This is a genomic window from Variovorax sp. Root318D1 (assembly GCF_001424835.1).
GTDB lineage: Bacteria > Pseudomonadota > Gammaproteobacteria > Burkholderiales > Burkholderiaceae_C > Variovorax.
Genome location: NZ_LMCQ01000022.1, coordinates 157,783 through 180,274, shown reverse-complemented (window position 1 = coordinate 180,274; position 22,492 = coordinate 157,783). Strand labels below are relative to the sequence as shown.

Annotated in this window: 16 protein-coding genes; 1 reads left to right on the top strand and 15 read right to left on the bottom strand. The window is 62.8% G+C overall.

The features are described 5' to 3' along the window. Positions 1-14: 14 nt before the first annotated feature. From ASC78_RS20625 to ASC78_RS20560, 15 genes are all read right to left on the bottom strand, one after another. The gene (locus ASC78_RS20625) at positions 15-1,019 is read right to left on the bottom strand and encodes a sugar ABC transporter substrate-binding protein (RefSeq protein ID WP_055805499.1); all 1,005 of its coding nucleotides are present in this window, start codon (positions 1,017-1,019) and stop codon (positions 15-17) included. A gap of 402 nt (positions 1,020-1,421) precedes the next feature. Then, a complete protein-coding gene (locus ASC78_RS20620; protein ID WP_157634499.1) occupies positions 1,422-1,886 on the bottom strand; it encodes a hypothetical protein in 465 nt (154 codons plus the stop codon). A 754-nt stretch (positions 1,887-2,640) separates the two neighbouring features. Next, positions 2,641-3,096 carry an SUKH-3 domain-containing protein gene (locus tag ASC78_RS27205; RefSeq protein ID WP_082517610.1) on the bottom strand — a complete coding sequence of 152 codons (456 nt, stop codon included), beginning with the start codon at positions 3,094-3,096 and terminating at the stop codon, positions 2,641-2,643. Between the two features lie 2 nt (positions 3,097-3,098). Continuing rightward, positions 3,099-4,184: an RHS repeat-associated core domain-containing protein gene (locus tag ASC78_RS20615; protein WP_055805494.1), complete on the bottom strand. Its 1,086-nt coding sequence runs from the start codon at positions 4,182-4,184 to the stop codon at positions 3,099-3,101. 119 nt (positions 4,185-4,303) lie between these two features. Further along, the gene (locus tag ASC78_RS20610) at positions 4,304-4,699 is read right to left on the bottom strand and encodes a hypothetical protein (protein WP_055805491.1); all 396 of its coding nucleotides are present in this window, start codon (positions 4,697-4,699) and stop codon (positions 4,304-4,306) included. Next, positions 4,696-9,438 carry an RHS repeat-associated core domain-containing protein gene (locus ASC78_RS20605; protein ID WP_082517609.1) on the bottom strand — a complete coding sequence of 1,581 codons (4,743 nt, stop codon included), beginning with the start codon at positions 9,436-9,438 and terminating at the stop codon, positions 4,696-4,698. The genes ASC78_RS20610 and ASC78_RS20605 overlap by 4 nt, the downstream gene beginning before the upstream one ends. 17 nt (positions 9,439-9,455) lie before the next feature. Then, positions 9,456-9,950 (bottom strand): pentapeptide repeat-containing protein, encoded by a 495-nt coding sequence (locus ASC78_RS20600; protein ID WP_055805488.1) that lies wholly within the window; start codon positions 9,948-9,950, stop codon positions 9,456-9,458. Next, entirely contained in the window at positions 9,947-10,333 is a 387-nt protein-coding gene (locus tag ASC78_RS20595) for a hypothetical protein (protein WP_055805485.1), read from the bottom strand. Before ASC78_RS20595 ends, ASC78_RS20600 begins: the two co-directional genes overlap by 4 nt. Positions 10,334-10,360: 27 nt before the next feature. After that, entirely contained in the window at positions 10,361-10,654 is a 294-nt protein-coding gene (locus tag ASC78_RS28100; RefSeq protein WP_235505155.1) for a hypothetical protein, read from the bottom strand. Positions 10,655-10,718: 64 nt separating this feature from the next. After that, positions 10,719-11,189, bottom strand: coding sequence for a sel1 repeat family protein (locus tag ASC78_RS20585; RefSeq protein WP_055805480.1), 471 nt, complete (start codon positions 11,187-11,189; stop codon positions 10,719-10,721). After that, positions 11,186-15,910, bottom strand: coding sequence for an RHS repeat-associated core domain-containing protein (locus ASC78_RS20580; RefSeq protein ID WP_082517608.1), 4,725 nt, complete (start codon positions 15,908-15,910; stop codon positions 11,186-11,188). Before ASC78_RS20580 ends, ASC78_RS20585 begins: the two co-directional genes overlap by 4 nt. 62 nt (positions 15,911-15,972) lie before the next feature. After that, on the bottom strand, positions 15,973-18,978 hold the full coding sequence (locus ASC78_RS20575) for a type VI secretion system Vgr family protein (RefSeq protein WP_055805478.1): 3,006 nt from the start codon (positions 18,976-18,978) through the stop codon (positions 15,973-15,975). 349 nt (positions 18,979-19,327) lie between these two features. Beyond that, the gene (locus tag ASC78_RS20570) at positions 19,328-20,512 is read right to left on the bottom strand and encodes an MFS transporter (RefSeq protein ID WP_055805475.1); all 1,185 of its coding nucleotides are present in this window, start codon (positions 20,510-20,512) and stop codon (positions 19,328-19,330) included. A 17-nt stretch (positions 20,513-20,529) separates the two neighbouring features. Then, entirely contained in the window at positions 20,530-21,654 is a 1,125-nt protein-coding gene (gene aroC, locus ASC78_RS20565; RefSeq protein WP_055805472.1) for a chorismate synthase, read from the bottom strand. 31 nt (positions 21,655-21,685) lie between these two features. Beyond that, positions 21,686-21,871 (bottom strand): hypothetical protein, encoded by a 186-nt coding sequence (locus tag ASC78_RS20560; protein ID WP_055805469.1) that lies wholly within the window; start codon positions 21,869-21,871, stop codon positions 21,686-21,688. Between the two features lie 180 nt (positions 21,872-22,051). On the opposite strand from ASC78_RS20560, the gene ASC78_RS20555 reads away from it, so the two are divergent. Further along, the gene (locus ASC78_RS20555) at positions 22,052-22,474 is read left to right on the top strand and encodes a cupin domain-containing protein (RefSeq protein WP_055805466.1); all 423 of its coding nucleotides are present in this window, start codon (positions 22,052-22,054) and stop codon (positions 22,472-22,474) included. The last annotated feature ends 18 nt before the right edge of the window (positions 22,475-22,492 follow it).

Genomic DNA, 22,492 nt, shown 5'->3' with positions numbered 1-22,492 from the left:
GCTCCGGGCCTTGATTACTTCTTGCCCCAGCACAGCTCGGCTCCCGTCTTGGTGTCCTTGCTGTCAACGCCCGCCACGCTCTTGCCGGCGATGAGCGTCACGCCCGTGTCGACGTAACCCGAGGCCTTCTTGCCCGTCTTGGCATATTCCACGCCCGCCGCCACGCCCATGGCCGCCATCTTGAGCGGGTACTGCTGCGAGGTGGCCGCAATCACGCCTGCGTTGGTGTCCTTGATGCCCTGGCAGCCGCCGTCCACGGAGACGATCATCACGCCCTTCTCCTTGCCCGCGCGCTTGAGCGCGTTGTAGGCACCGGCCGCTGCGGGCTCGTTGATGGTGTAGACCAGGTTCACGTCGGGCGCCTTCTGCAGGCAGTTTTCCATCGCCGTCTGCGCCTTGGCCTGATCGCCGAAGCTGTCGGCCATGCAGACGATTTCAGGCGACTTCGACAGCTCGTTCGACTTGGCGTCATTGGCTGCCAAGCCAAAGCCCTTCATGAAGCCGTTGTGCCGCTGCGCGCCCACCGGGTGGCCCGGCAGCAGGTCGAGCGCGACGATCTTGGCCGGCTTGCCCGCCATCGCGGCCTTGGCGTATTCGCCGATCAGCACGCCGGCCGTGTAGTTGTTGGTGGCAAAGAGCGCGTCGGTCGCGTCCGGCGGATCGGCCGGGCTGTCGAGCGCGATCACCATCACGCCCTTGTCGCGCGCCTTCTTGATCGCCGGCACGATGGCCTTGGCGTCGCTTGGCGTAATCAGGATGGTCTTGGCACCCGCGGCAATCATGTTTTCCATGGCCGTGATCTGGCCCGCGTTGTCGCCGTCGGCCTTGCCCGAGCCCGAAAGCAGCTTGGCGCCGAGCTTCTTGGCTTCTTCCTGCGCGCCCTCCTTCATCTTCACGAAGAAGGGGTTGGTTTCAGTTTTGGTGACGAGGCCGATGACGGGCTGGTCCGCGGCAAAGGCGGCGGACGATGCGACGAGGGACATGGCCGCCAGGGCCAGGATGGAACGGGAGCTGAGCATGTGTGTGTCTCCGTGGGCAGACGGCGTGCGCCTGCGGTCTTGGGATCCGGTAGCGGGTCCGACGAGGGACGCGGCATCCGGGCGCAGGGTGACTATCGGACAGGAGAGGGACTAAATCAAGTGGATTTAGTTATCGGAAACCCGGAGTTCGGGCGGAAGAGTCATCCGGTCCGGCTCGCCTTGGCCTGCTGGCTCTTCAGAGACCCGGCTCTAATTCTGCGCGAACTCCTTTATGGTCCTTCAAATTCTGTCCAAGGTGGATTTTCGCCATCTATAAACATCCACTGATAGAGTGATTTCGACCCTTGACCCGAAACAGCTGAGTTTTATTGTCCAATTTCACCGCATTTTCAACCAACAACCCCGGAGGGAGTATCTATGGCATCGAACAGAGCGGAGGCATCAAGATTTGCAATCTCCCATCAAAGAATTTGCGGCCACAAACAACTTAATGTCGTACTCCAGTTCTTGCACTTCAAACAGCGCGTCGGGATGAATTTTCAAGATTACCAAGTCTTTGGTTCCTTGACCGCCATAAAAACTTTCCAGAAATTTCTTCGATTCACGAATTTTTACTTGCAGAACAAAAGGCCATTCGAACTGAACAAGAAACTCGTTTCCAAATCTTTTCGTAAATTCTTCAAAGCAGACAAAAATTACTTCAAAAGAATCAGCGATCGGAAAGAACCGCGTGGGTTTTGATTCATTTTTGCTATTCTCTTTTATCACATCTCGATGCCAAGTCAGCTCGTAGTCATTATACCTAGCAAGAACTCCCGATTCGAGTCCCTCGATTTTCTTCAAAAGATTATCGCCCCTGCGTTGAACAATCTTTTCCCTGATCTTAGTCACACCCGTAGTCGACATGATGGTCTCCGGTTCAGGATCATCGATTTTCTGATACCGAAATCGCATGCGGAAAATTTTTCATGACACATGTCACGAGCTCTTTAATTGCAGGTTCGCTCTTGAATTTTTCTAGGGCACGATAAAAAGAAACTTCCTCCTTCATGATCCGGGCGCCGTGGGTACTGATTTCTCTTTCAATTTTCCCCGAGGGATGTTCGTAGTCCGTTGAAATTCCTGTTAAATGAAATTTTTTCTTGCCGGTTGGGCCTTTTTATTTTCCAAATCTCAAATCGAGAAATTTATTAACAATCAACGAGCCAAAATCAAGAGAATCATCCAGCAGAAGCTCTATTGAATGAATCAGCATTGACCTTTCGTGCTTCTTACAAAACTTGGAGAGCTCTGTGCATATTCTGCCGCCGGTAACATCGACGCCATTCGAAATAAATTTACCATTGCAGAAGTAATTTTTGATATCACATACGAATTTGAATGCGTTAGCTTGTAGCTTTTCTCGTATAGACAATAAAAACTATCCCCCGTCATCTCGTATGAGTTTCTTGCCAGCTCGGCGGCGGAAAAATTGCGTAGACCAAGAAATCCAGGGCTTGATATGTATTCTTCTGTTAAAAAAATATGCAGCAATTCACCTATGGAGGCATGCAACATTGGCTGAATAACGACAGGCCTTTTCATCCGACAGAAGCTCCCCGATTTGCAGGATGGCGAATTTTTAATTCCTTTGCTTTTCTGGCTGGCGATTGCAATAAGGTCAATCGGATAACTTATTAAATTCTTTATTGAAAATAATGCGCACCATCGCCTCCTCTACACTTGCCCCTATTTTGCAGAAATAATCATCAAACCCCCCGTAGAATCCGCCACGATTTCCGATTAAGTATGTCAAATGTCCGGAGTATCCTTGCCCAACCGGAACCAATATCTCCTTTGCAAGCCTCTCATAATCTTCAACGACCCAAGCTCGATCCAAGCGACGTGTAGCCGCAGAAGGGTCAAAACAGCTTTCATCAGAAGCCCCACCGCTGTAGGCGGGATGCAGCAATGTGATTCCCCCAAAGGATTCCGCAAATTCCAAGGCTTGACGAAAGATCTGGTAGCCGTCTTTTTTCCAATCTGAAGCATAGTGGCTAGTTTTTACTTTTCGCTTTGGATGCCATCCGCAGCGCTCCAAAGCAGAAGTCAATTTCTCATCAAATTGATAACTCATACCTACCTTTTCCCTGTGAAAACCTTGAAATTCTTGAAGGTCACAGAACAATTACGACAGCATGGCATTGACTCTCCAGACTTCGTATAGACGGTCGCCACATCGAGATCGACAATCGACGAGCCGTCTTTCAGAGCTTTATTTCCTGCGTCAATTTCTGCACAATTGTTGGTATCCCAGCCTTCCAATGAAGAGGTGGGCATGCTCGCCCCTAATTTCCCGCTGATGTTCGTGGGTTTAGTTCCGCTGGTGCCGGTGTAGACTTTTCCGGTTCTGCGATTCACCATCGCGCACGTAGCTGTGGGTAGTTTCCCGCCTGCAGCCCTGAGTCTTTCTGCCTCTTGCTTCGCCTCTTCGAGTGCGTCGGGACATCCCTTTGATCTTTGGAGCCCCAACGAATCGAGCCATTGAACGGGATTGGGCGCGTATTCATAAAGATTAAAACCTCCGGCCAGCTTGATCGGATCGCTGGACGCGAATCGTCCAGCGTGCGGATCGAAGTACCGATGCCGGTTGTAGTGCAGCCCTGTTTCCTCGTCAAAGTACTGCCCCTGGAACCGAATCGGATTCCTGAACCCCGCCCTTCTCCCCGCCTCGCTGATGGCCTCTCGCGCCTCTCCCCACGCCTTGTACTGCGCCGACCACGCAATGCTCCCCTCATGGTCCGTCAACTCCTGCGGCGTGCCCAGGTGGTCGCACTGGTAGAACGCCATCTCCTTCCTGTCGAACGCACGCGGCACGCTGCGCTGTTCGCCATTCCACAGCGGATCCTGCTCGATGTCATAGACGCCCCCATTGAACTCCATCAGCGCCTTCACATCCGTCGTCTCGCTCAGCGCCATCGCGCGCGGCTGCCTGATCTGCACCAGCGGCACGAACGAATCGCGCTCGTGGATGTAGTGCACGCTCCATCCCTGCCCTTGCTGCTCGTTCAACGCGGCAGTGCTTTGCGTGCTCTCGAACGCGAGCACGTCGCCGTCCCATCCGAACAAGGTGGTCGCGTCGCCTGAACGCTTGGCGATGCGGCGGCCCAATGGGTCGTAGCTGAACGTGGTCGTGATGCCATCGTGGTCGGTCGCCGCAGTCATGCGGTTGAAGCCATCCCACGTGAAGACGGTCTTGCGCCCGTTCCTTACACGTTTGGCCGCCCGCAAAGCTGATGTCGTCCGATTAGCACTGCGTGAAGGTGCTGGTGCCAACGGAAGAACTACTCGCGCACGTCAACGCCTTGCGGTCCCGCGCTCTTGACCAACTCCACATGCGGGCCGAAGTCTCTGTGCTGCGGCTCGTGGTCAGAAAGCTTTTTGTACAGGGCGCACAAGTAGGCAGGCTTGTCCTCAACTTCATCGAGGTCCACTGCTTGCGGCACTACCCAACCCCAGAGCTTCTCGATCTGACCAGACGACCAGATGTACTCCAGGGCTTCCAGAACTCTTTGCTTGCTCACTGGCCCGAAGCTATCGAAGTCCGCCTTCATTGCATCGAACAGCTTGGCGCGACAAGGCTCTTCATTAATGTGGAACTCATCGAGCTCGTCATCGCTCATGGCGAGCAGGTAGTAGTACATCTTGTGGATGTAGCGAGGAAATATTTGTGTCGTCATGGATCGAGATCCGGGTATGCAGTGATGATCCCTTTGGGACCTCTAACTACAGTTGCATGAGTGGTGGTTTCTGGACAGCCTCCGCCGCCTTTCCTGTAACCCTCACCAATGTCGCGCCCCATATTGATCGTAGCTTCGTTGGTTCCCGTGCGATCCATTGCCGTCTTCCCGCGTTGAATCGCATCGAGCTGATCAATGTTGCTCAGGAAGCGCGTTGAATTGGGGCCGCTTGACTTGGGCTTTTTGCAGGGTTGATCTGGTGGCACCCCCGTCTTGGCACGATGCTGCTGCTGTGGCAGCGTGGTGTGTGCCCCGTGCCGCGAGTACGCATGGCCGCCTGAAGCAGCGTCTTGCTGCTGAAGAATTTGACCGGCCCTGCGGTTGGCCCGATTGCCTGCCAATCCGAGCGGGTCAGTCCAGTCGAGAGGATTCGGCGCGTACTGGTGCAGATTGTTGCCCCCAGCCAGCTTGATTGGATCACTGGATATAAACCTCCCCGCCAGCGGGTCATAGTACCGATACCGGTTGTAATGCAGCCCCGTTTCCTCATCAAAGTACTGACCCTGGAACCGAATCGGATTCCTGAACCCCGCCCTTCTCCCCGCCTCGCTGATGGCCTCCCGCGCCTCGCCCCACGCCTTGTACTGCGCCGACCACGCAATGCTCCCCTCATGGTCCGTCAGCTCCTGCGGCGTGCCCAAGTGGTCGCACTGGTAGAACGCCATCTCCTCCCTGCCGAACGCACGGGGCACGCTCCGCTGCTCTCCGTTCCACAGCGGATCCTGCTCGATGTCATAGACGCCACCGTTCGCCTCCATCAGTGCCTTCACATCCGTCGTCTCGCTCAGTGCCATCGCGCGCGGCTGCCGGATCTGCACCAGCGGCACGAACGAATCGCGCTCGTGGATGTAGTGCACGCTCCATCCCTGCCCTTGCTGCTCGTTCAACGCGGCAGTGCTTTGAGTGCTCTCGAACGCGAGCACGTCGCCGTCCCATCCGAACAAGGTGGTCGCGTCGCCTGAACGCTTGGCGATGCGGCGGCCCAATGGGTCGTAGCTGAAGGCGGTGGTGATGCCGTCGTGGTCGGTCGCCGCCGTCATGCGATTGAAGCCGTCCCACGCGAAGACGGTCCTGCGCCCGTTCTTCACGCGCTCGACGAGATTGCCGCGCTCGTCGTAGCGGTAGCTGGTGCCTGCGTATTCCTTCAGCAGGTTGTCGAGCAGCTTGTTCGCGGTGCGCTGCACGGGGCCTTCAGCCTGGGTGGGGTCGACGATGTTGCCCGCGGGGTCGAAGGCGAAGACTTCGCGGCCCAGGCGGCAGTGGGCTTCGAGCAGGCGGCCGACCGGGTCGTAGCGGTAGTCCAGCCGGCCGCGGCGGCTGTCGCCGATGGCGGTGAGTTGGCCGGCCTTGTCGTAGGTGTAGCGGCGGCTGAGCTCCAGCGCATCGACAGGGCCGCGCCCGGTTTGCGAGATGCGCTGCTCCAGCAGGCGACCGGCGGGGTCGTACGTCTGGCGCTGGCTCAGGCCGTTGCCCTGCTCCCTGGCCACTTCGCGGTGCAGGTCGTCGCGCTCGAAGCCGAGAATGTCCTGCCCGTCGATGAGCAGGCCGTGCACATGGCCCGAGCCATAGGTCAGCCACTGGGTCACGTGGCCGTCGGGGCGGATGGTGGCGACGCGTTCGTTGAGCTCGTCGTAACGATGCTGCCAGACCGCCGTGCGCGCGTTCGCAAGGTAGTTCTGATGCTCGCGCGTGAGATTGCCCGCGGGGTCGTAGAACCACTGCAGCCGCGCGTCGCGATTGGCGGCCTCCAGCAACCTGCCGTTGCGGTCGTAGGCAAAGCGCTCGGACTGGCCTTCGCCGGCGTTGCGCTCGACAAGGCGGCCCAGCGCATCGAACTGCAGTTGCGTCGTGCGGCCGGCCTCGATCACTTCGGCGAGCTTGCCGGTGGTTGCCTCGTGTCGGTATTCGGTGGTCTTGCGGTCGAAGCCGGTTTCTTCGATCAGGCGACCCACTGGGTCGTAGCGAAAGTTGTAGTGGCTGCCGTTTTCGTTCTGCAGCTCGGTGAGGCGGCCCAGCAGGTCCCAGTGGTACTTGAGCGAGCGGCCGGCGGCATCGGTGCGCCCCGCGATGAGACCCGCACGCGTGTAGCTGTAGCGCGTGCGGCGGCCGAGCGCGTCGGCGTGCGCGAGCAAACGCCCTTCGGCGTCGTGCGTGAAATGCTCGCTCGTTTCGTCGGGCAGCACGATTTCCTCGAGTTGCCCGGCGGCGTAGCGGTAGCTGGTGGTGTTGCCGGCGGCATCGATGGCTTTGGCGACGCGGCCACGTTCGTCGTACTCCCACCGGCTGGTCTTGGCGGAACAATCGGTGTAGCTGGCAAGCTGGCCCGACGGTGTGTAGGCGAGTACCTTGACGCCGCCCTTCGCATCGGTGATGCGCACGGGCCGCCCGGCCTTGTCGTAGGCGTACTCGGTCTTGTGGCCCAGCGGATCGATCTCTTCGGTGAGGTGGCCTTGCGCGTCGTAGTCGCGCTTCCACACGCCACCCTCGGCATCGCGCAGGCCCGTGAGGCGGTGCAGCTTGTCGTACTCGAAATGCACGCGGCTGCCGTCGGCGCGCGTATGCGTCTGCAGGTTGCCGTCTTCGTCGTAGGCGTAGTCGTCGGTGCTGCCGTCGGTGTGCACATGGCGCGTGACGTTCTTCGCGTCGTCGCGAAAGAACCACTCCTCCAGCTTGTCCGGATGGATGATGCGGTAGGTGTAGCCCTGGATGTCGTAGTAGTACCAGGTCTCGCCGCCCAGCGCATCGGTCACGTAGGTCAGGCGGATGTTTGAGTCCCACTCGAGCGTGGTCGCAAAGCTGCCGTCGTCGGACCATTCGCGCACGGCCTTGGCATCGGCGCCGGTGCCGGTGCCGGTGCCGCTGTATTCCAGGTTCATGCCGCGGCCGGTGCGGTCGGTGTAGCGCGTGATCAGGTGGTGGCTGTAGGCGTAGCTCCAGCTCGCGCCGTTCTCGTCCTGTGCCGCGACCAGGTCGCGCTCCCCGTCGTGCGTGTAGGCGGCCAGCTGGCGCACGACCTGGCCGTCCTTCAGCTCCCAGAGCGATTGGATGAGGCCTGTCCGTGCATCGGGCTGCGTGCCGACATGCGCCATGACGACATCGCCCTGCTTGCTGACGATGTCGCTCAGCACCTGCTCGCCGGTGGAGGCGATCACATGGTCGTAACGCAGGCCGATGGCGGCACCATCCTTGGCTTGCAAGCTCACGAGCCGGAAATGCCGCTGCCCGCGCAGCTCGACCAGTTCATAGATTTCGCGCCATTCGGCCTGCTCGCCGAGGGGCAACGGTTTCCCGAAGTCCAGCGTCAACAAGGTTTCGCTGAGCCGCGTGAGCGTTATTTCTTCGATCGCATCGCGGTGTGCCTGGCCCGGGGCCAGCAGCGGGTAGGCGTGGCTGCGGCCATCGTCGCCGCGGTAGACGAGGCTGGGCTTCCCCTGGCGCCGGCCCTTGGCCGGCGTGGCAAGGTCCACGCGCGTGCTGTAGCGCGTGAGCCATCGCGCCCCCAGGCTTCCCTGGTCGTAAGCGTCGAGGTCGCTGCGATAGGTGCGCGCCCATTCGATGGGCAGCGGCGCCGCAAGCACGAAATCGGTGTGCGTGAAGCTCTCGCTGCCCGTGACGAAGCTGATGGAATTTGGAGTGCTTGAAACTCCGGGGCAGTTCTTGCAAGCCTTGGGATCGTTCTGTCCTGCGGCCTGCTTGTTGATATGCCCCAGTTGGTTCCCCGGCCTGTCCTGCTCCGAAACCGCGCCTGACCGCGGCGGCACAATGGCCGCGCGCTGCCCCTTCTTTCGCTTGATGGCCTCCAGCAACTTGTGCAGCAGCCACATGATGCTGGCTTCAGCTTGCTGGTCTGCCAGCCTTTCGAGCTGTGCCCGGAAGCTGGTCTTGAAATCCTGCAGGCTCCGGATCACATCATTGACCTGTTGCGCCACGCTCTCAGGCAGGTAGTCGGTAGCCTTCTTTGCCACGTAGTTGGCTGACTGCTTTGAGTAACGCACCGCGCTGCCCCACATGCGGCTCCAGGTGCTCTCGGTGTTTGGGTCGTACACCTTGGATTCGGCCACCGGCGGCGTGCCGACGCTGAACAGGTCCTTCTTTCCGAGCACGCGGTTCAGAATGTCGACCAGGTTGTCCACGATGTCGTCGGCCAGGTTCGCGCAGCCTTTCAGCATCTCGCCAAGCAGGCCGATGGCCTTGTCGATGAAGGTCTCCAGTTCGCCGACGATGGTGGCGTTCAGGTGTCCCACCAGCGTGGTGACGATCGCTTCGCCAAGATTGGAAGTGGCGGTTTTCAGCTGCTGGCGCACCAGGTGCAGCGTGGGCCGCAGGCTCATGCGGGCCGCCGCCATGGTCGGCGGCGCCGGAATCAGCCCGATCAGGTTGATGCCCAGGCTGACCCAGTTCAGGAACGCGCCAACGCTGTCCTTGGCCTTCTTCTCGACGATGTTGATGAGGTCCAGGAACACGTCCACCAACGCCATGATGTTGCCGACGATGGGCAGGCTGCCCAGCACCATGGTCAGGCGCTCGAGCGTCACATAGCCGCCCGTGAACGAACGCAGCCAATCGTCTACCGCTTTGCTCGCCGCCGCGACGTCTTCGTCGACGATGGTGTTCAGCGGCGCCACTGCCGTCTGCGGTTCGCGCTGCGCCGGCGCCTTGCTTTCGTCCGTCCCTGCCATCTTTTTTTACTTCCTTCTCAATTGATGTTCGCGCCCTGGAACTCCAGCTGCTCGAAGGTGCTGTTCGTGAAGTCCACGCTGCGCCCTTGCAGCCCTTGTGCGTGCACCACGGTGCCGCTGCAGTTCAGCACGCCGACGTCGTTCCACTGCCCACGCGCAAAGCTGATGTCGTCCCACCGGCACTGCGTGAAGGTGCTGGCGCTGATGCTGCCTCCATCGAAGTTCGCGCCCGTGAAGCTGCAATTGACGAAGGTGCATCCGGTGATCGAGATGCGGCCGAAATCGCATTGCGTGAAACTGCAGCCGGTGAACTGGCAGGCGCTCCAGCCCGCCTGCTTGAAGCTGGTGGCGGTGAAGCTGGTGCCCGCGAAAGTAGAGCCGGCGAACTGCGCCAGGCCCAGGTCGAGTCCCGCGTAGACGAAGCTGTCGGCCTGCCCCACGAGTCCCGCCGGTGCGCCGCCCGCGCCCTTGCGCCACATGTCGTGGGCCAGGATGATCAGTTGGGAGCTCACGTCAGCGGGCTCCACCCGGATACGACCTTCTCCGTCTCTATCTGCTTCAGCAGCCAGCCGGCTTCATCGTTGCCGTTTTTCTGGGCCTCCGCCGCCCAGTACGCAGCCTTTTCGAGGTCCGTGCCATCCATGTACAGGTCGTAGGCGAGACTGTGCTGCGCCATGCCATGGCCGCCCTTGGCCGCCATCGACAGCCAGTGCATGGACTGTTCGGCGTCGGAGAAGGTGAAGGTGTAGTACAGCGAGAGGCGGAAGGCAGACTCGGGGTTGCCGGCCTCGGCCTTCGCGATCAGCGCAAGGCGCTGCTCGTCAGTGAGCGCAAAGCTCTGAGCGCCTGAGATGGGAGAGAGAGACGAGATCGAAGCGGGGGCATCGTTGTCCATGAAACTGTTCTCCGTTGTGTAAGGCGCTCAGCGGCTTGCTGCTTCGCGCAGGATCTCGCCAGTGGTCTTCGACGCGATGTAGAGAACCGAGCGGCCGAGACGGTTTGCATTGCCCAAGCCCTTTTTCCCCGGCTCCAGCTTTGCCACGAAAGCGATTCCGATGGTGTTCTCGCCGTTCTCGTCCTCGCCGTTCTCGCGCGTCCGCTCGCTGATCTGGATCTCGAAGTTCTTCAGGTCCTGCCCCGTTTGCGCAAAGCGCTCGCAGGCGCGGCTCAGCGCGATGGCGAGGGGTGGGTTGAGTTCCGGGTCCAAGATCGGCACGTCCCGGCTCACTCGATGTCCTGATAGATGCTCCACCCCGTACGCGACCCGATCAAATTCAAACTCATGGCCGAGGCTTGTGCCCCGCCGCAGATCGGGCCGCCTCGATTTCCTTGAGCAGATCGCCCGCATTCGAGTTGCCGTTCTTCAGCGATTCCGAGGCCCAGTGCGCGGCGCCTTCAAGATCCTGGTCCTTCATGTACAGCTGGTAGGCCAGGTTGTGTTGTGCCACGGCATGGCCGCCCTTGGCTGCGATGGACAGCCAGTGCCGCTGCTGTGCGTAGTCCTGATGCAGGAAGCCGTAGTACTGCGAAAGTCGGAAGGCTGATTCGGTGTCGCCGGCCTCCGCCTTTGCAGCGAACGCGGTGCGCTGCTCATCGGTGAGCGCAAAGCTCTGCGCGCCCGAGATGGGCGACGGCGAAGATGGGGATGCAGGGGTGTCGTTGTCCATGAATTTGTTCTCCGCGGCGTGTGAGATCGAAAGCGCGAGTGCCAGCAGGGCCGGCACTGCGCGTGTGAGGTGAGGCTTCGTCATGGCTTGGGATTGAAGGTGTGCCATCGTCCGATGTCGCCCGTATCCATCGTCTTGTCCGCCTTCATGCCCGCTGGTTGAACCTTGCCGTTGGGCCAGATCCAGAGGAACTTGTCGGGCCCGCTGACCGGTGCGCCGAGTTCGTTGGCCACCTTCTGCGCGTAAGGGTCGGAACCGTTGCCGGTGTTGCAGGACATGAGCACGACGTGCTGGCCCTGGGTATACGAAGGGTGAGCCTTGATGCGGTCCGCCATTTGCTTGGGCGTGATCGGGTCGTGCAACGCGCCGACCATGACATCCGAATTGCCGTGGCCGCCCACCGTGAAGGTGCCTTTCGGATTCGGGATGTTGTCGGCCGATTGCCGAATCCCCTCATCGTGCGGAAACAGATTGAGATCGACCAGCCCCAGCGGATCGATGCCGCGCACCGGGTTGTTGCCCACGTACACATGCAGGTTGCGCCCGCCCGCCAAGCCCAGCGGATCGCGCGACACGTAGCGCCCGCTCGCCGGGTCGTAGTAGCGGTGGCGGTTGTAGTGCAGTCCGGTTTCGGCATCGAAATACTGGCCCTGGAAGCGGATCGGGTTCGCAAGGCCCGCGCGCCGCCCGGCCTCACTGATGGCTTCGCGCGCCTCGCCCCAGGCCTTGTACTGCGCGGACCACGCCACGCGGCCCTCATGGTCGGTGAGCTCGTGCGGCGTGCCGAGGTGATCGCATTGGTAGAAGGCGAGCTCGTCGGGAGTGAAACCGTCGGGCTCGGACTGTTGTTCGCCGTTCCAGAGCGGGTCTTGCTCGATGTCGTAGGCGCCGCCATTGGCGGCCATCAACGCCTTCACGTCGGTGGTTTCGCTCAGCACGATGGCCCGCGCCTGGCGCACCTGCGCCAGCGGCACGAAGGAACCGGGCTCGTGGATGTAGTGCACGCTCCAACCCCGGCCCTGCTGTTCCTGCGCGCCGGAAATGCTCTGTGTGCTCTCGAAAGCCAGCGTGTCGCCGTCCCATCCGAACAGCGTCACGGCGTCGTGCGAATGCTTGGCGATGCGGCGGCCCATCGGGTCGTAGCTGAAAGTGGTGCCGGCGCCGTCTTCATTGGTGGCCGCGGTCATGCGGCCGAAGCCATCCCACGCAAAGGTGGTCTTGCGGCCATTGCGTGTGCGCTCGGCAAGGTTGCCGTGCTCGTCGTAGCGGTAGCGGGTGCCGGCGTACTCTTTCAGCAGGTTGTCGAGCAGCTTGTGCGCCGTGGCCTGCTGCGTCGTGGGCTCGGCGTTCGCGGGGCTGGCAATGTTGCCCGCCGGGTCGAAGGCGAACACCTCGCGGCCGAGGCGGCTACTTGCTTCCACGAGACGGCCGATGGGGTCGTAGCGGTAGCTGAAGTTGCCGTGTCGGCTGTCGCCGACGGCAATCAGCTGCCCGGTCTTGTCGTAGCTGTAGCTGCGGCGCACTTGCAGCGCCTCCATGGCGCCGGGCCGGGTGTGGGCGATCGCCTGTTCGAGCAGCCGGCCGCCGTCGTCGTAGCGCAGCCGCTGGCTCAGACCGTTGCGCTGCTCGCGCAGGACTTCGCGATGCAGATCGTCGCGCTCGAAGCCGAGGATGTCTTCGCCGTCGAGCAGCAGGCCATGCACATGGCCCGAACCATAGGTCAGCCACTGGGTCGTATGGCCATCGGGGCGGATGGTTGCGATGCGGCGGTTGAGTTCGTCGTAGCGGTGCTGCCACACCGCCGTGCGCGCGCTGGCGAGGTAGTGGTGGTGTTCACGCGTGAGATTGCCCGCCGGGTCGTGGAACCACTGCAGGCGGGCATCGCTGTTGGCGGCTTCAATCATGCGGCCGTTACGGTCGAACGCGAACCGCTCGGCCTGCCCGCCAACGGTGCGCTCGACGAGGCGCCCCATCGCGTCCGATTGCAGTTGCATCACGCGCGCGCCCTCCTCCACTGCGACCAATCGGCCGGTGCCTTCTTCATGGCGGTAGCGGGTGGTCTTTCGGTCGAAGCCGGTTTCTTCGAGCAGGCGCCCGACGGGGTCGTAGCTGAAGTTGTAGCGGCTGCCGTTCTCGTTCTGCAGCTCCGTGAGCCGGCCGAGCAGGTCCCATTGGTATCTGAGCGAATGGCCTGCGGCATCGATGCGACCGGAAACGAGACCGGCGCGCGTATAGCTGTAGCGGGTACGCCGGCCGAGTGCGTCGACATGCGCGAGCAGGCGGCCTTCGGCGTCGTGCACGAAGTGCTCCCGCGTTGCATCGGGCGAGGTGATCTCTTCGAGCTGGCCAGGGCTGTTTCCGTCGCCGCGTTGCACGATGCCTTCGCCCGACGGGCTGTAGCGGTAGCGCGCGGTCTGGCCCGCCGCATCGATGGCCTTGATCATCCGGCCGCGGCTGTCGTATTCCCAGCGGCGGGTCTTGCCCGAGCAATCGGTGAAGCTCGCAAGGCGGCTGCCAGGCGTGTAGCTCAACAGCTTCGTGCCGCCCTTGGCGTCGGTCACGCGCACGGGCCGCCCGGCCTTGTCGTAGGCGTACTCGGTCTTGTGGCCCAGCGGGTCGATCTCTTCGGTGAGGTGGCCTTGCGCGTCGTAGTCGCGCTTCCATACGCCGCCCTCGGCATCGCGGATTCCCGTGAGCCGGTGCTGGCCGTCGTACTCGTAATGGATGCGGCTGCCATCTCCGCGCGTGTGCGCCTGCAGGTTGCCGTCGACGTCGTACGTGTAGTCGTCGGTGCTGCCGTCGGTGTGCACATGGCGCGTGACGTTCTTTGCATCGTCTCGGAAGAACCATTCCTCCAGCTTGTCAGGGTGGATGACGCGGTAGGTGTAGCCCTCGATGTCGTAGTAGTGCCAGGTCTCGCCGCCGAGCGCATCGGTCACGTAGGTCAGGCGAATGTTTTCGTCCCACTCGAGCTTCAGCGCAAAGCTGCCGTCGTCGGACCATTCGCGCACGGCCTTGGCATCGGCACCGATGCCGTTGTACTCGAGGTTCATGCCCCGGCCGGTGCGATCGGTGTAGCGGGTGACCAAGTGGTGGCTGTAGGTGTAGTTCCAGCTGGCACCGTCCTCGTCCTGCGCGGCGACGAGGTCGCGCTCCCCGTCGTGCGTGTAGGCTGCCAGCTGCCGAACGACCTGGCCGTCCTTCAGTTCCCACAGCGACCGGATCAGGCCGGTCTTCGCATCAGGCTGGGTGCCCACATGCGCCATGACGACATCGCCCTGCTTGCTGACGATGTCGCTCAACACCTGCTCGCCGGTGGAGGCGATCACATGGTCGTAACGCAGGCCGATTGACTTGCCGTCCTTCGCTTGCTGCGCCACGAGACGGAAGTGCGGCTGCTTGCTGCCCACGAGTTCGTATATTTCTTGCCACTCGCCTTGCTTGCCGAAATCCAGTGTCAGCAAGGTCTCGCTGAGCTGGCTCAATGTCAGGTCCTCGATGGGATCGCGGTGTACCTGCCCCACGGCCAGCGCGGGATAAGTGTGGCTGCGCCCGTCGACCCCGTGGTAGACGAGCCCTCCCTGCGGTGCGATGTCGATGCGCGTGGTGTACGGCGTGATCCAACGCGCACCCAGCAGGCCGGGGTCGTATGCATCGAGCTGGCTGCGGTACACGCGCGACCACGTGATGGACAGCGGCGCGCTCAGAACGAAGTCGGTGTGCACGAAGCTCTCGCTGCCGGTCGCAAGGCTGATCGAGCCACCGACGGCCGCGCGCGCCGGCCGGTTGCGGCAACCCGGATCGTTGCGGGCGGGCGCCTGCTTGTTGATGTGGCCGAGTTGCGCGCCCGGCCGGTCCTTGTCGGCCACCGCGCCTGCGCGCGGCGGCACGATGGCCGCGCGCTGCCCCTTCTTGCGCTTGATGGCCGCGAGCAGCTTGTGCAGCAGCCACATGATGCTGGCCTGCGCTTCCTTGTCGGCCAGCCGCACGAGTTGCCTGCGAAAGTTGCCCTTGAAATCGAGCATGCGCGCGATCACGCCGTTGACCTGTCCCGCCACGCTGGCCGGCAGCTGGTTGGCCGCCACCTTCGCTACGTAGTTGGCAGACTGCTTGGTGTAACGCACCGCGCTGCCCCACATGCGGTTCCAGGTGCTCTCGGCCTTCGGATCGTGCACGCGGGTTTCCGGTCGGGGCGGCGTACCAACGCTGAACATGTCCTTCTGCCCGAGCACGCGGCGCAGCACGTCGACCAGGTTGTCGACGATGCTGTCCGACAGCTTCGCGCAGCTCTTGAGCATGTCGTCGAGCAGCGAGATCGCCTTGTCGATGAACTTGTCCAGCTCGCCCACGATCGTGGCGTTCAGGTGCCCCACCAGCACCACGACGATGGTCTCGCCCAGGTTCGACGCCGCCGTCTTGAGCTGCTGCTTCACCAGGTGCAGCGTGGGCCGCAGGCTCATGCGCGCCGCCGCCATGGCCGGCGGCAGAGGAATCAAGCCAATGAGGTTGATGCCCAGGCTGACCCAGTTGAGAAACGCCGCAACGCCGTCCTGGGCCTTCTTCTCGACGATGTGGATGATGTCCAGGAACACATCCACCAGCGCCATGATGTTGCCGACGATGGGAATGCTGCCCAGCACCATCGTGAGCCGCTCGAGCGTGACGTAGCCGCCGCTGAAGGAACGCAACCAGCCGTCGACCGCCTTGCTCGCCGCCGCGATGTCGTCGCCCACGATGGTGTTCAGGGGCGCGACCGCGGTCTGGCGTTCCCTTTGAGATGGTTGCTGTTGCGATCCTTCCGCCATTGCCTTGTCTTCCCTCTTGCCTGGACGTTCTTGTTATTCGAGGAGCACGCCGCTGCGCCGCGTCAGCCCATGAAGCCGGGCGTGCGCCCCGCGAGTGCGGGCTGGGTGGCAGCGGTGCCCATGCCTGTCTTGATGCCCGCCGGCACGCCGCCGCTCGCGACGCTGCCCGCCATGCCGGCGATCGGCACGCCCATCGGCCCTAGCCGCGCCCCCGCCGCCTGCATCGCCATGCCCGTGGCGGCCTGACTCGCCTGGCCGAGCAGCGCCTTGGCGCCGCCCTGCTGAATGGCTTGCGCGGCACCCACGGCTTGCTGCGCCATGCCCGCTGCCTGCGTGACCTGGCCCAGCATGCCCGCGGTCTTGCTGTTGGTGCCTGCAACGCCGGCCAGCGCGCCCGCTGCGCCGCCGGCCGAACCGGCCATGCCGGCAAAGCCGCCCGCGCTGGCCAGAAAGCCCGAGGTCCCCACCGCATCGGCACCGCCGGCGGCCGGCTCTTTCGCCTTCCAGTCCTTGGGCGTGCCGAAGTAGCTGCCCTCTTCCCATGGGTCGCGCGGGTCCTTGCCAAAGGTGACCTTCGCGGTACCGATCGGCAGGCCCGACACGGTCGCGAAGCCGTTGCGGTCGAAAGTGCCGGCGTGTGAGCCGCCTTCCGAATCGACCACGGTGAAGTCGCCCTGCGCAACGCCCTGGTGCTTTTCGCCAGTGGGCTTGATGTACTGGTGGTACAGGTCGAGCTGGCCCTTGGGCAGTTGCGGCGGGTTGGGCAGCGAAGGCTTGCCCTCGCTGGCCGGTCCCACGAGGCTGTGCACCGCGGCGTGCTCGCGCCAGGTGCCCGAGGTGCCGTGCTCGATGCCGCCCGAGCTCCAGCGGCTGTAGCTGGAGCCGCCGTTGATGACCACCTCTTCCTTCGCGTGGATGGTGATCTTGTTGGCGGTTTGCGTGATGTTGAGCTTGGCCAGCACGTTGACGCTGTCCTTCAGCGCCTTGATGTCGATGTCGGCGCTGGCCGCCACCAGACGCATGCCGGCCTTGGAGGCGAACATGCGGATGGCGCTCTGCACGCTCACCAGAAAGCTCTTGCCCGCGCTCACGCTGGTGTGGCCGCCGCTGGTGAGCGCGTTGTGCTCGTTGCTCACCATGTGGGTGGAGCCCTGCGCCACGGTCTGCAGGCCCTTGGCGCTGGCCAGCGTGAGGTGCGGCTCCTGGAACTCGGGAAAGTCGCCTTGCTCGCGATTGCCGCCCTGGCCCTTGATGGCGTCGTTCTGCTCCTTCAGGCCCTTGGCGACTTCGTCCTGGTCGCCGGTCTCGTGCGCCTCCGCGGCTTGGGCGGCTTCGCTCAGGCCCTCATGCAGGTCGCGCGCCTGCGTGAGCCGGCCGACGGTCTCGCCCATGTCGGTGGTGTGCGCCTGCGCGTTGGGACGCGGCTCGGTGGTGACCAGCAGCCCCTTGGCCGCACGTGCGACGCCGTGCCCGTCGGTGCGCAGCTCGAAGCCCTGCCCGCGCGGCTCCTTGCGACCCGCGGTGTCTTCGATGCGGCCGATGTGGCCCACGCTCAGCTGGCTGGCCTGATGGTCGCTGCGCAACTGCGCCTGGATCTTTCCGTGCGTGTCGTCGAGCACCAGGTGATTGCCGCGCCCGCCGCCCAGTTCGCGGCTGCGAATGCCCGACAAATGCTTTTGCTCCGGCAGCTGCCATGCCGCCATCGTGTCGGCGTTGTAGACGCAGCCGGTGACGATCGGGTAGTCCGGGTCGCCGTTCAGAAAATCGACGATCACCTCCATGCCGATGCGCGGCACGGACACCGCGCCGAAGGTGGCGCCCGCCCAAGCGGTGGACACGCGCACCCAGCAGCTGGAGTTCTCGTCGTCCTTGCCGAGGCGGTCCCAGTGGAACTGCACCTTGATGCGTCCGTATTGGTCGGTCCAGATTTCTTCGCCGGCCGGCCCCACCACCATGGCGGTCTGCGGACCGCGGGTGCGCGGCTTGGGCGTGGTGCGCTGGGGGCGCCACGCCAGGCTGGTAGGCTGCACGTCGAAGGCAAAGCGCTGCACCGAGCCTTCGGTGGCCTCCGCCCCTTCGCTTGCCTGCAGGTTCTCCTGCAGGTGGTAGCTCACGCTCGTCAACAGGTACTGCTGGTTCTGGTCGGCCCGTGGATGGCCGGTCAGGCGCAGCGTGTGGCCGGTGGCAAGCTCGCGCAGGTTGGAGCGGCCGCTGGCGCGGCTGCGCTGAGTCAGTTGCTCTTCGTTGCGAAGGCGCGCATAGGTTTCGCCATCGGCGTGCTGCACGAAGCCGCCGGGCCACTCGTAGTTCTCGTAGCCATCGTGGTCATGACCGGGCGGCATTTGCCGCAGATGCGAGAGATCGGCCTTGGGCTTCTCGAAGTCGTAATCGTTGTTGTAGTGATGGCCCGCGCGCACCTCTTCCGCGGCTTCCCAGGCATAGATGCGTTCGCGCTGGCCCATGCCGGATTTTTCGAGCGGGTGGTAACGCACCGACTCGCCGCCGGGCAGCGGAACGTGCGAGCTTGCGATGTCGTCCGCAAACACCAGAACGTGCTGCGACGCCTCATGCCGGAAGTAGTAGTAGATGCCTTCGAGCTCGCACAGGCGCGAGATGAAATTGAAGTCGCTCTCGTGGTACTGCACGCAGTAGTCCCAGCGGCGGTAGTCTCCGCGGCTGAGCTTCTTCTCGATGGGATAGCCGTAGCTGCCGAGCACGTCCGTCAATATCTCGGGAACGGTCTTGCCCTGGAAGATGCGGAAGTCGCTGCGCCGCGTGGCAAGCCACAGCCAGGGCCGCAGCTGCAGGCGGTAGAAGGAATGGCGCGCGTCTTCCTGCTGCAGGCCGAACCGGGTCGCGATGCCGCCAAGGTGGCGCACCCCGCCGCTTTCGGTTTCTACCGCCACGGTCGAGGCCTTGCCGAGCAGGGCTTTCGGGTCGATGGCGTTGTTACTGCCCAGCAATTCGATGTCGAAGGTGTAGAGCTGGCTCAGCGCCTCCCGGCCCACCAGTTGGCGAAATTGCAACGCCTCGCCAAGGGGCGTCTGGATCGTGACGCGGCGGCTCATCGCAAATCCGCGGCCAGCCAATAAGACAAATTGGCTAATGCCAATTGATCCAATAAGAATATTGTTTTCAGATTGAGCTTCATGCTCAACTCCCCTTGCATTATTTGACTATTATTTTAAATGTTGATTTAACGTAAGAGCCAATGCAAAGGTTAATCTTTCAGGGGAGATGTAGAAGATTTCCGCCACTTACCCCCAGCGGACGAGGCCATTGGCACGCTCCCACGCCCTGCCTCTGCAATTCGGCAAATAATTCTTGTAAGAAGAAATAGCGCATCAAGCGCGGGAATTCGAAGGGCCGAATTCTTTTTAAATCAGGCTCAGCGTTGCGGGCAGTTTGCCGCGCTCTTCAGGCAGCGCTTGGCGCAATTGGCCGCGCCAGCTGGTCCAGCCTCATCACCCGCCACGCACACAGGCTGCCCACCGCAGCCAGCACGGCCGCCAGCGCGAACATGGTCCGGTAGCCGAACTCCTGCGCGACGGCACCGCCCAGCAGTACTCCCAGCACGCCGCCGAAGCCATAACCGATCACGGTGAAGAGTGCCTGCCCGCGCCCTCGCAGCCGGCCTGGAAAGCGGCGCGACACCACGGCGATGCAGGTGGTGTGGTGCGCCGCGAAGCTCAGTGCATGCAGTCCTTGCGCGACCACCAGCGCTGAGATCCAGCCGCCCAGCCCGGCGGTCAGGCCGAGTCTCACCACGGCGGCAATGCCGCATATCAGCATCCAGCGCGGCATCGGCAAGAGGCCGATGAGCCGGCCTTGCAGAAAGAACCAGACGATCTCGGCCACCACCGACAGCGCCCAGAGCAGGCCGATGACGCTTTTGCCGTAGCCGAGCGAATCCAGGTACAGCGAGAAAAAGGCGTAGACCGAGAAGTGCGACATCACCTGGAAGAACAGCGATGCAAAGAACCACCGCACCGCCGGAATGCGCAGCACGGGGCCGATGGGCTCCTTGACCGCGTCGTGCGCCGCCACGGGCTCGCGGATGTCGGGCAGCTTCATCGTCGCGATCAGCACGACGGCCAGCGTGCCCGCGGCCCAGGCCGGAAAGTGCTGCATGCCGAAGCGCTCGAACCACTCGCCCGCAAAGAACACCGTCACCAGGAAGCCGGCCGAGCCGCACAGCCGGATGCGCCCGTAGCGCCCCCAGTCGCCGGCCACGAGCTGCGCCATGGCGGCCTCCGTGAGCGACATCATCGAACTGGTGTGGGTGAACATCACGAGCAGCACCAGCGCCAGCCACCAGGCGCCGCCGTGCCACCAGAGCCCGAAAGAGCTGGCCAGCGCCACCGCCGCGCTGAAGCGCAGCAGCTTCACGCGCTGGCCCGTGTGGTCGCTGAGAGCGCCCCAGGCATAGGGCGCGAACACCCGCGTGATCGACTGCACTGAGGCCAGCAGGCTGATCGTGAAGATCGGCAGCCCCAGGTCCTTGAGCCACAGCGGCAGGTAGGGGTTGAAGAAACCGATGTGCGCGAAATAGCTGGCCGACAGACCAGCGAACGCCAGCAGGTGGCCGCGTCCGGCGGCCACTGGTGGCGGGGGAGGCACTAGAGGAAGGACGCCTGCGGGGACGCGGCTTCGGTCGTTTCGTCTTGCGCTTTTTGCTGTTGCTGCGCGTCGCCGCACTGTGCGCGGTTGCGCAGCGCGTGTTCCATGACCACCAGCGCAAGCATGGCCTCGGCGATGGGCGTCGCGCGAATGCCGACACACGGATCGTGGCGGCCCTTGGTGACCACTTCGACCGGGTTGTTGTGAATGTCGATCGACTGGCGCGGGCTGATGATCGAGCTGGTGGGCTTGATCGCGATGCTCACTTCCAGGTCTTGCCCCGAGCTGATGCCGCCGAGGATGCCACCCGCGTTGTTGGTGACGAAGCCGGTGGGCGTGATCGAGTCGCCATGCGTGGTGCCGCGCTGGGTGATGCTGTCGAAGCCGGCGCCGATCTCTACCGCCTTGACCGCGTTGATGCCCATCATTGCGTAGGCGATCTCGGCATCGAGCTTGTCGAACAGTGGCTCGCCCAGGCCGATGGGCACGTTAGTGGCTGTGACGCGAATGCGCGCGCCGCAAGAATCGCCGGCCTTGCGCAGGCGGTCCATGTAGGCTTCGAGCTCGCTCACGTCGGCAATGGGCGCAAAGAAGGGGTTGTTGGGCACATGGTCCCAGCTCTCGAACGGAATGGCGATTTCGCCGATCTGCGTCATGCAGCCGCGAAACACCATGCCGTATTTCTCGGCCAGCCACTTCTTGGCGACTGCACCGGCCGCCACCATGGGCGCCGTGAGCCGTGCCGAAGAACGCCCGCCGCCGCGCGGATCGCGGATGCCGTATTTCTTCCAGTAGGTGAAGTCGGCGTGGCCCGGGCGGAACTGCTGGGCGATCTGTCCGTAGTCCTTGCTGCGCTGGTCGGTGTTCTGGATCAGCAGCGCAATAGGGGTGCCGGTGGTCTTGCCTTCATAGACGCCGGAAAGAATCTGCACCGCGTCGGGCTCGTTGCGCTGGGTGACGTGGCGGCTGGTGCCGGGGCGCCGGCGGTCGAGGTCGCCCTGGATGTCGGCCTCGCTCAGCTCCATGCCCGGCGGGCAGCCGTCGATCACGCAGCCGATGGCCGGGCCGTGCGACTCGCCGAAATTGGTGACCGCGAAGAGAGTTCCGAATGTGTTGCCGCTCATGACGGGATTATCCCCACAAAGCGGCGGCCACTCAGTCCGTCGTGTTTTCCATGCGCTTGGTGAGCGTGCCGATCTGCAGTTCGATGGAGAAGAGCCGCTCGTTCAAAACGGCGGTCTGCAGCCGTATGGCCTCGACGATGGCCTTGGTCTGCGGATCGGAGGTGTTGTCGGCCAGTTCCGCCAGGTCGTGCAGCTTCTTGCGAAGTTCGTTGCTCATGGGAGGCTCCGTTCGTCGTCGCGTCGTGGAGCCTGCAGTATGGGTCTTGGGCGACGCCGAGGCAATGCGGGCAAGCAGGTCAACGCGCTTCAACATATCACGCAGCCGACGCCATTGGGAACGCTTTATGCGTACTGCACCGCAGCATCCACTCTCAACAACCCTGCGAAGGAGCGCCCCATGCTGGACCGAACCGCCACCCAGTTCTCCCACGTAAAGCCAGGCGACACCGAGTACGTCTCGGGTGGCCTGCGCGATTTCTTTCTATACCGCGACTTGGGCATTGCGGAGGCGACGAATGGCAAGGTCATCGCGCACCTCGTCAAGGCCAACATGGCACCGGAAACGGGCACCGGCTGGCACCGCCATGAGGCCGACTTCCAGATCGTGATGATGCTGAAAGGCTGGGCCCGTTTCATGTACGAAGACAAGGAAACCTTGGTCGAAGCCGGCGACGTGGTGCACCAGCGGCCCGGCATCCGGCATTTCCTGTTCGATTACTCGCCCGACATGGAATACCTGGAGATCGTCTCGCCGGCCGATTTCAAGAGCATCGACGTCGAGCCGGCGTGCGAGATTCCGCCGCCTACGCCCTGGGCTTGAACCACACGGGCGTCGGCT

Bases quoted from the DNA above. Each gene is read 5' to 3' on its own strand.
- ASC78_RS20625 (WP_055805499.1), bottom strand. From the start codon at position 1,019: ATGCTCAGCTCCCGTTCCATCCTGGCCCTGGCGGCCATGTCCCTCGTC.
- ASC78_RS20620 (WP_157634499.1), bottom strand. From the start codon at position 1,886: ATGTCGACTACGGGTGTGACTAAGATCAGGGAAAAGATTGTTCAACGC.
- ASC78_RS27205 (WP_082517610.1), bottom strand. From the start codon at position 3,096: ATGAGTTATCAATTTGATGAGAAATTGACTTCTGCTTTGGAGCGCTGC.
- ASC78_RS20615 (WP_055805494.1), bottom strand. From the start codon at position 4,184: ATGACTGCGGCGACCGACCACGATGGCATCACGACCACGTTCAGCTAC.
- ASC78_RS20610 (WP_055805491.1), bottom strand. From the start codon at position 4,699: ATGACGACACAAATATTTCCTCGCTACATCCACAAGATGTACTACTAC.
- ASC78_RS20605 (WP_082517609.1), bottom strand. From the start codon at position 9,438: ATGGCAGGGACGGACGAAAGCAAGGCGCCGGCGCAGCGCGAACCGCAG.
- ASC78_RS20595 (WP_055805485.1), bottom strand. From the start codon at position 10,333: ATGGACAACGATGCCCCCGCTTCGATCTCGTCTCTCTCTCCCATCTCA.
- ASC78_RS20585 (WP_055805480.1), bottom strand. From the start codon at position 11,189: ATGACGAAGCCTCACCTCACACGCGCAGTGCCGGCCCTGCTGGCACTC.
- ASC78_RS20580 (WP_082517608.1), bottom strand. From the start codon at position 15,910: ATGGCGGAAGGATCGCAACAGCAACCATCTCAAAGGGAACGCCAGACC.
- ASC78_RS20575 (WP_055805478.1), bottom strand. From the start codon at position 18,978: ATGAGCCGCCGCGTCACGATCCAGACGCCCCTTGGCGAGGCGTTGCAA.
- aroC (WP_055805472.1), bottom strand. From the start codon at position 21,654: ATGAGCGGCAACACATTCGGAACTCTCTTCGCGGTCACCAATTTCGGC.
- ASC78_RS20560 (WP_055805469.1), bottom strand. From the start codon at position 21,871: ATGAGCAACGAACTTCGCAAGAAGCTGCACGACCTGGCGGAACTGGCC.
- ASC78_RS20555 (WP_055805466.1), top strand. From the start codon at position 22,052: ATGCTGGACCGAACCGCCACCCAGTTCTCCCACGTAAAGCCAGGCGAC.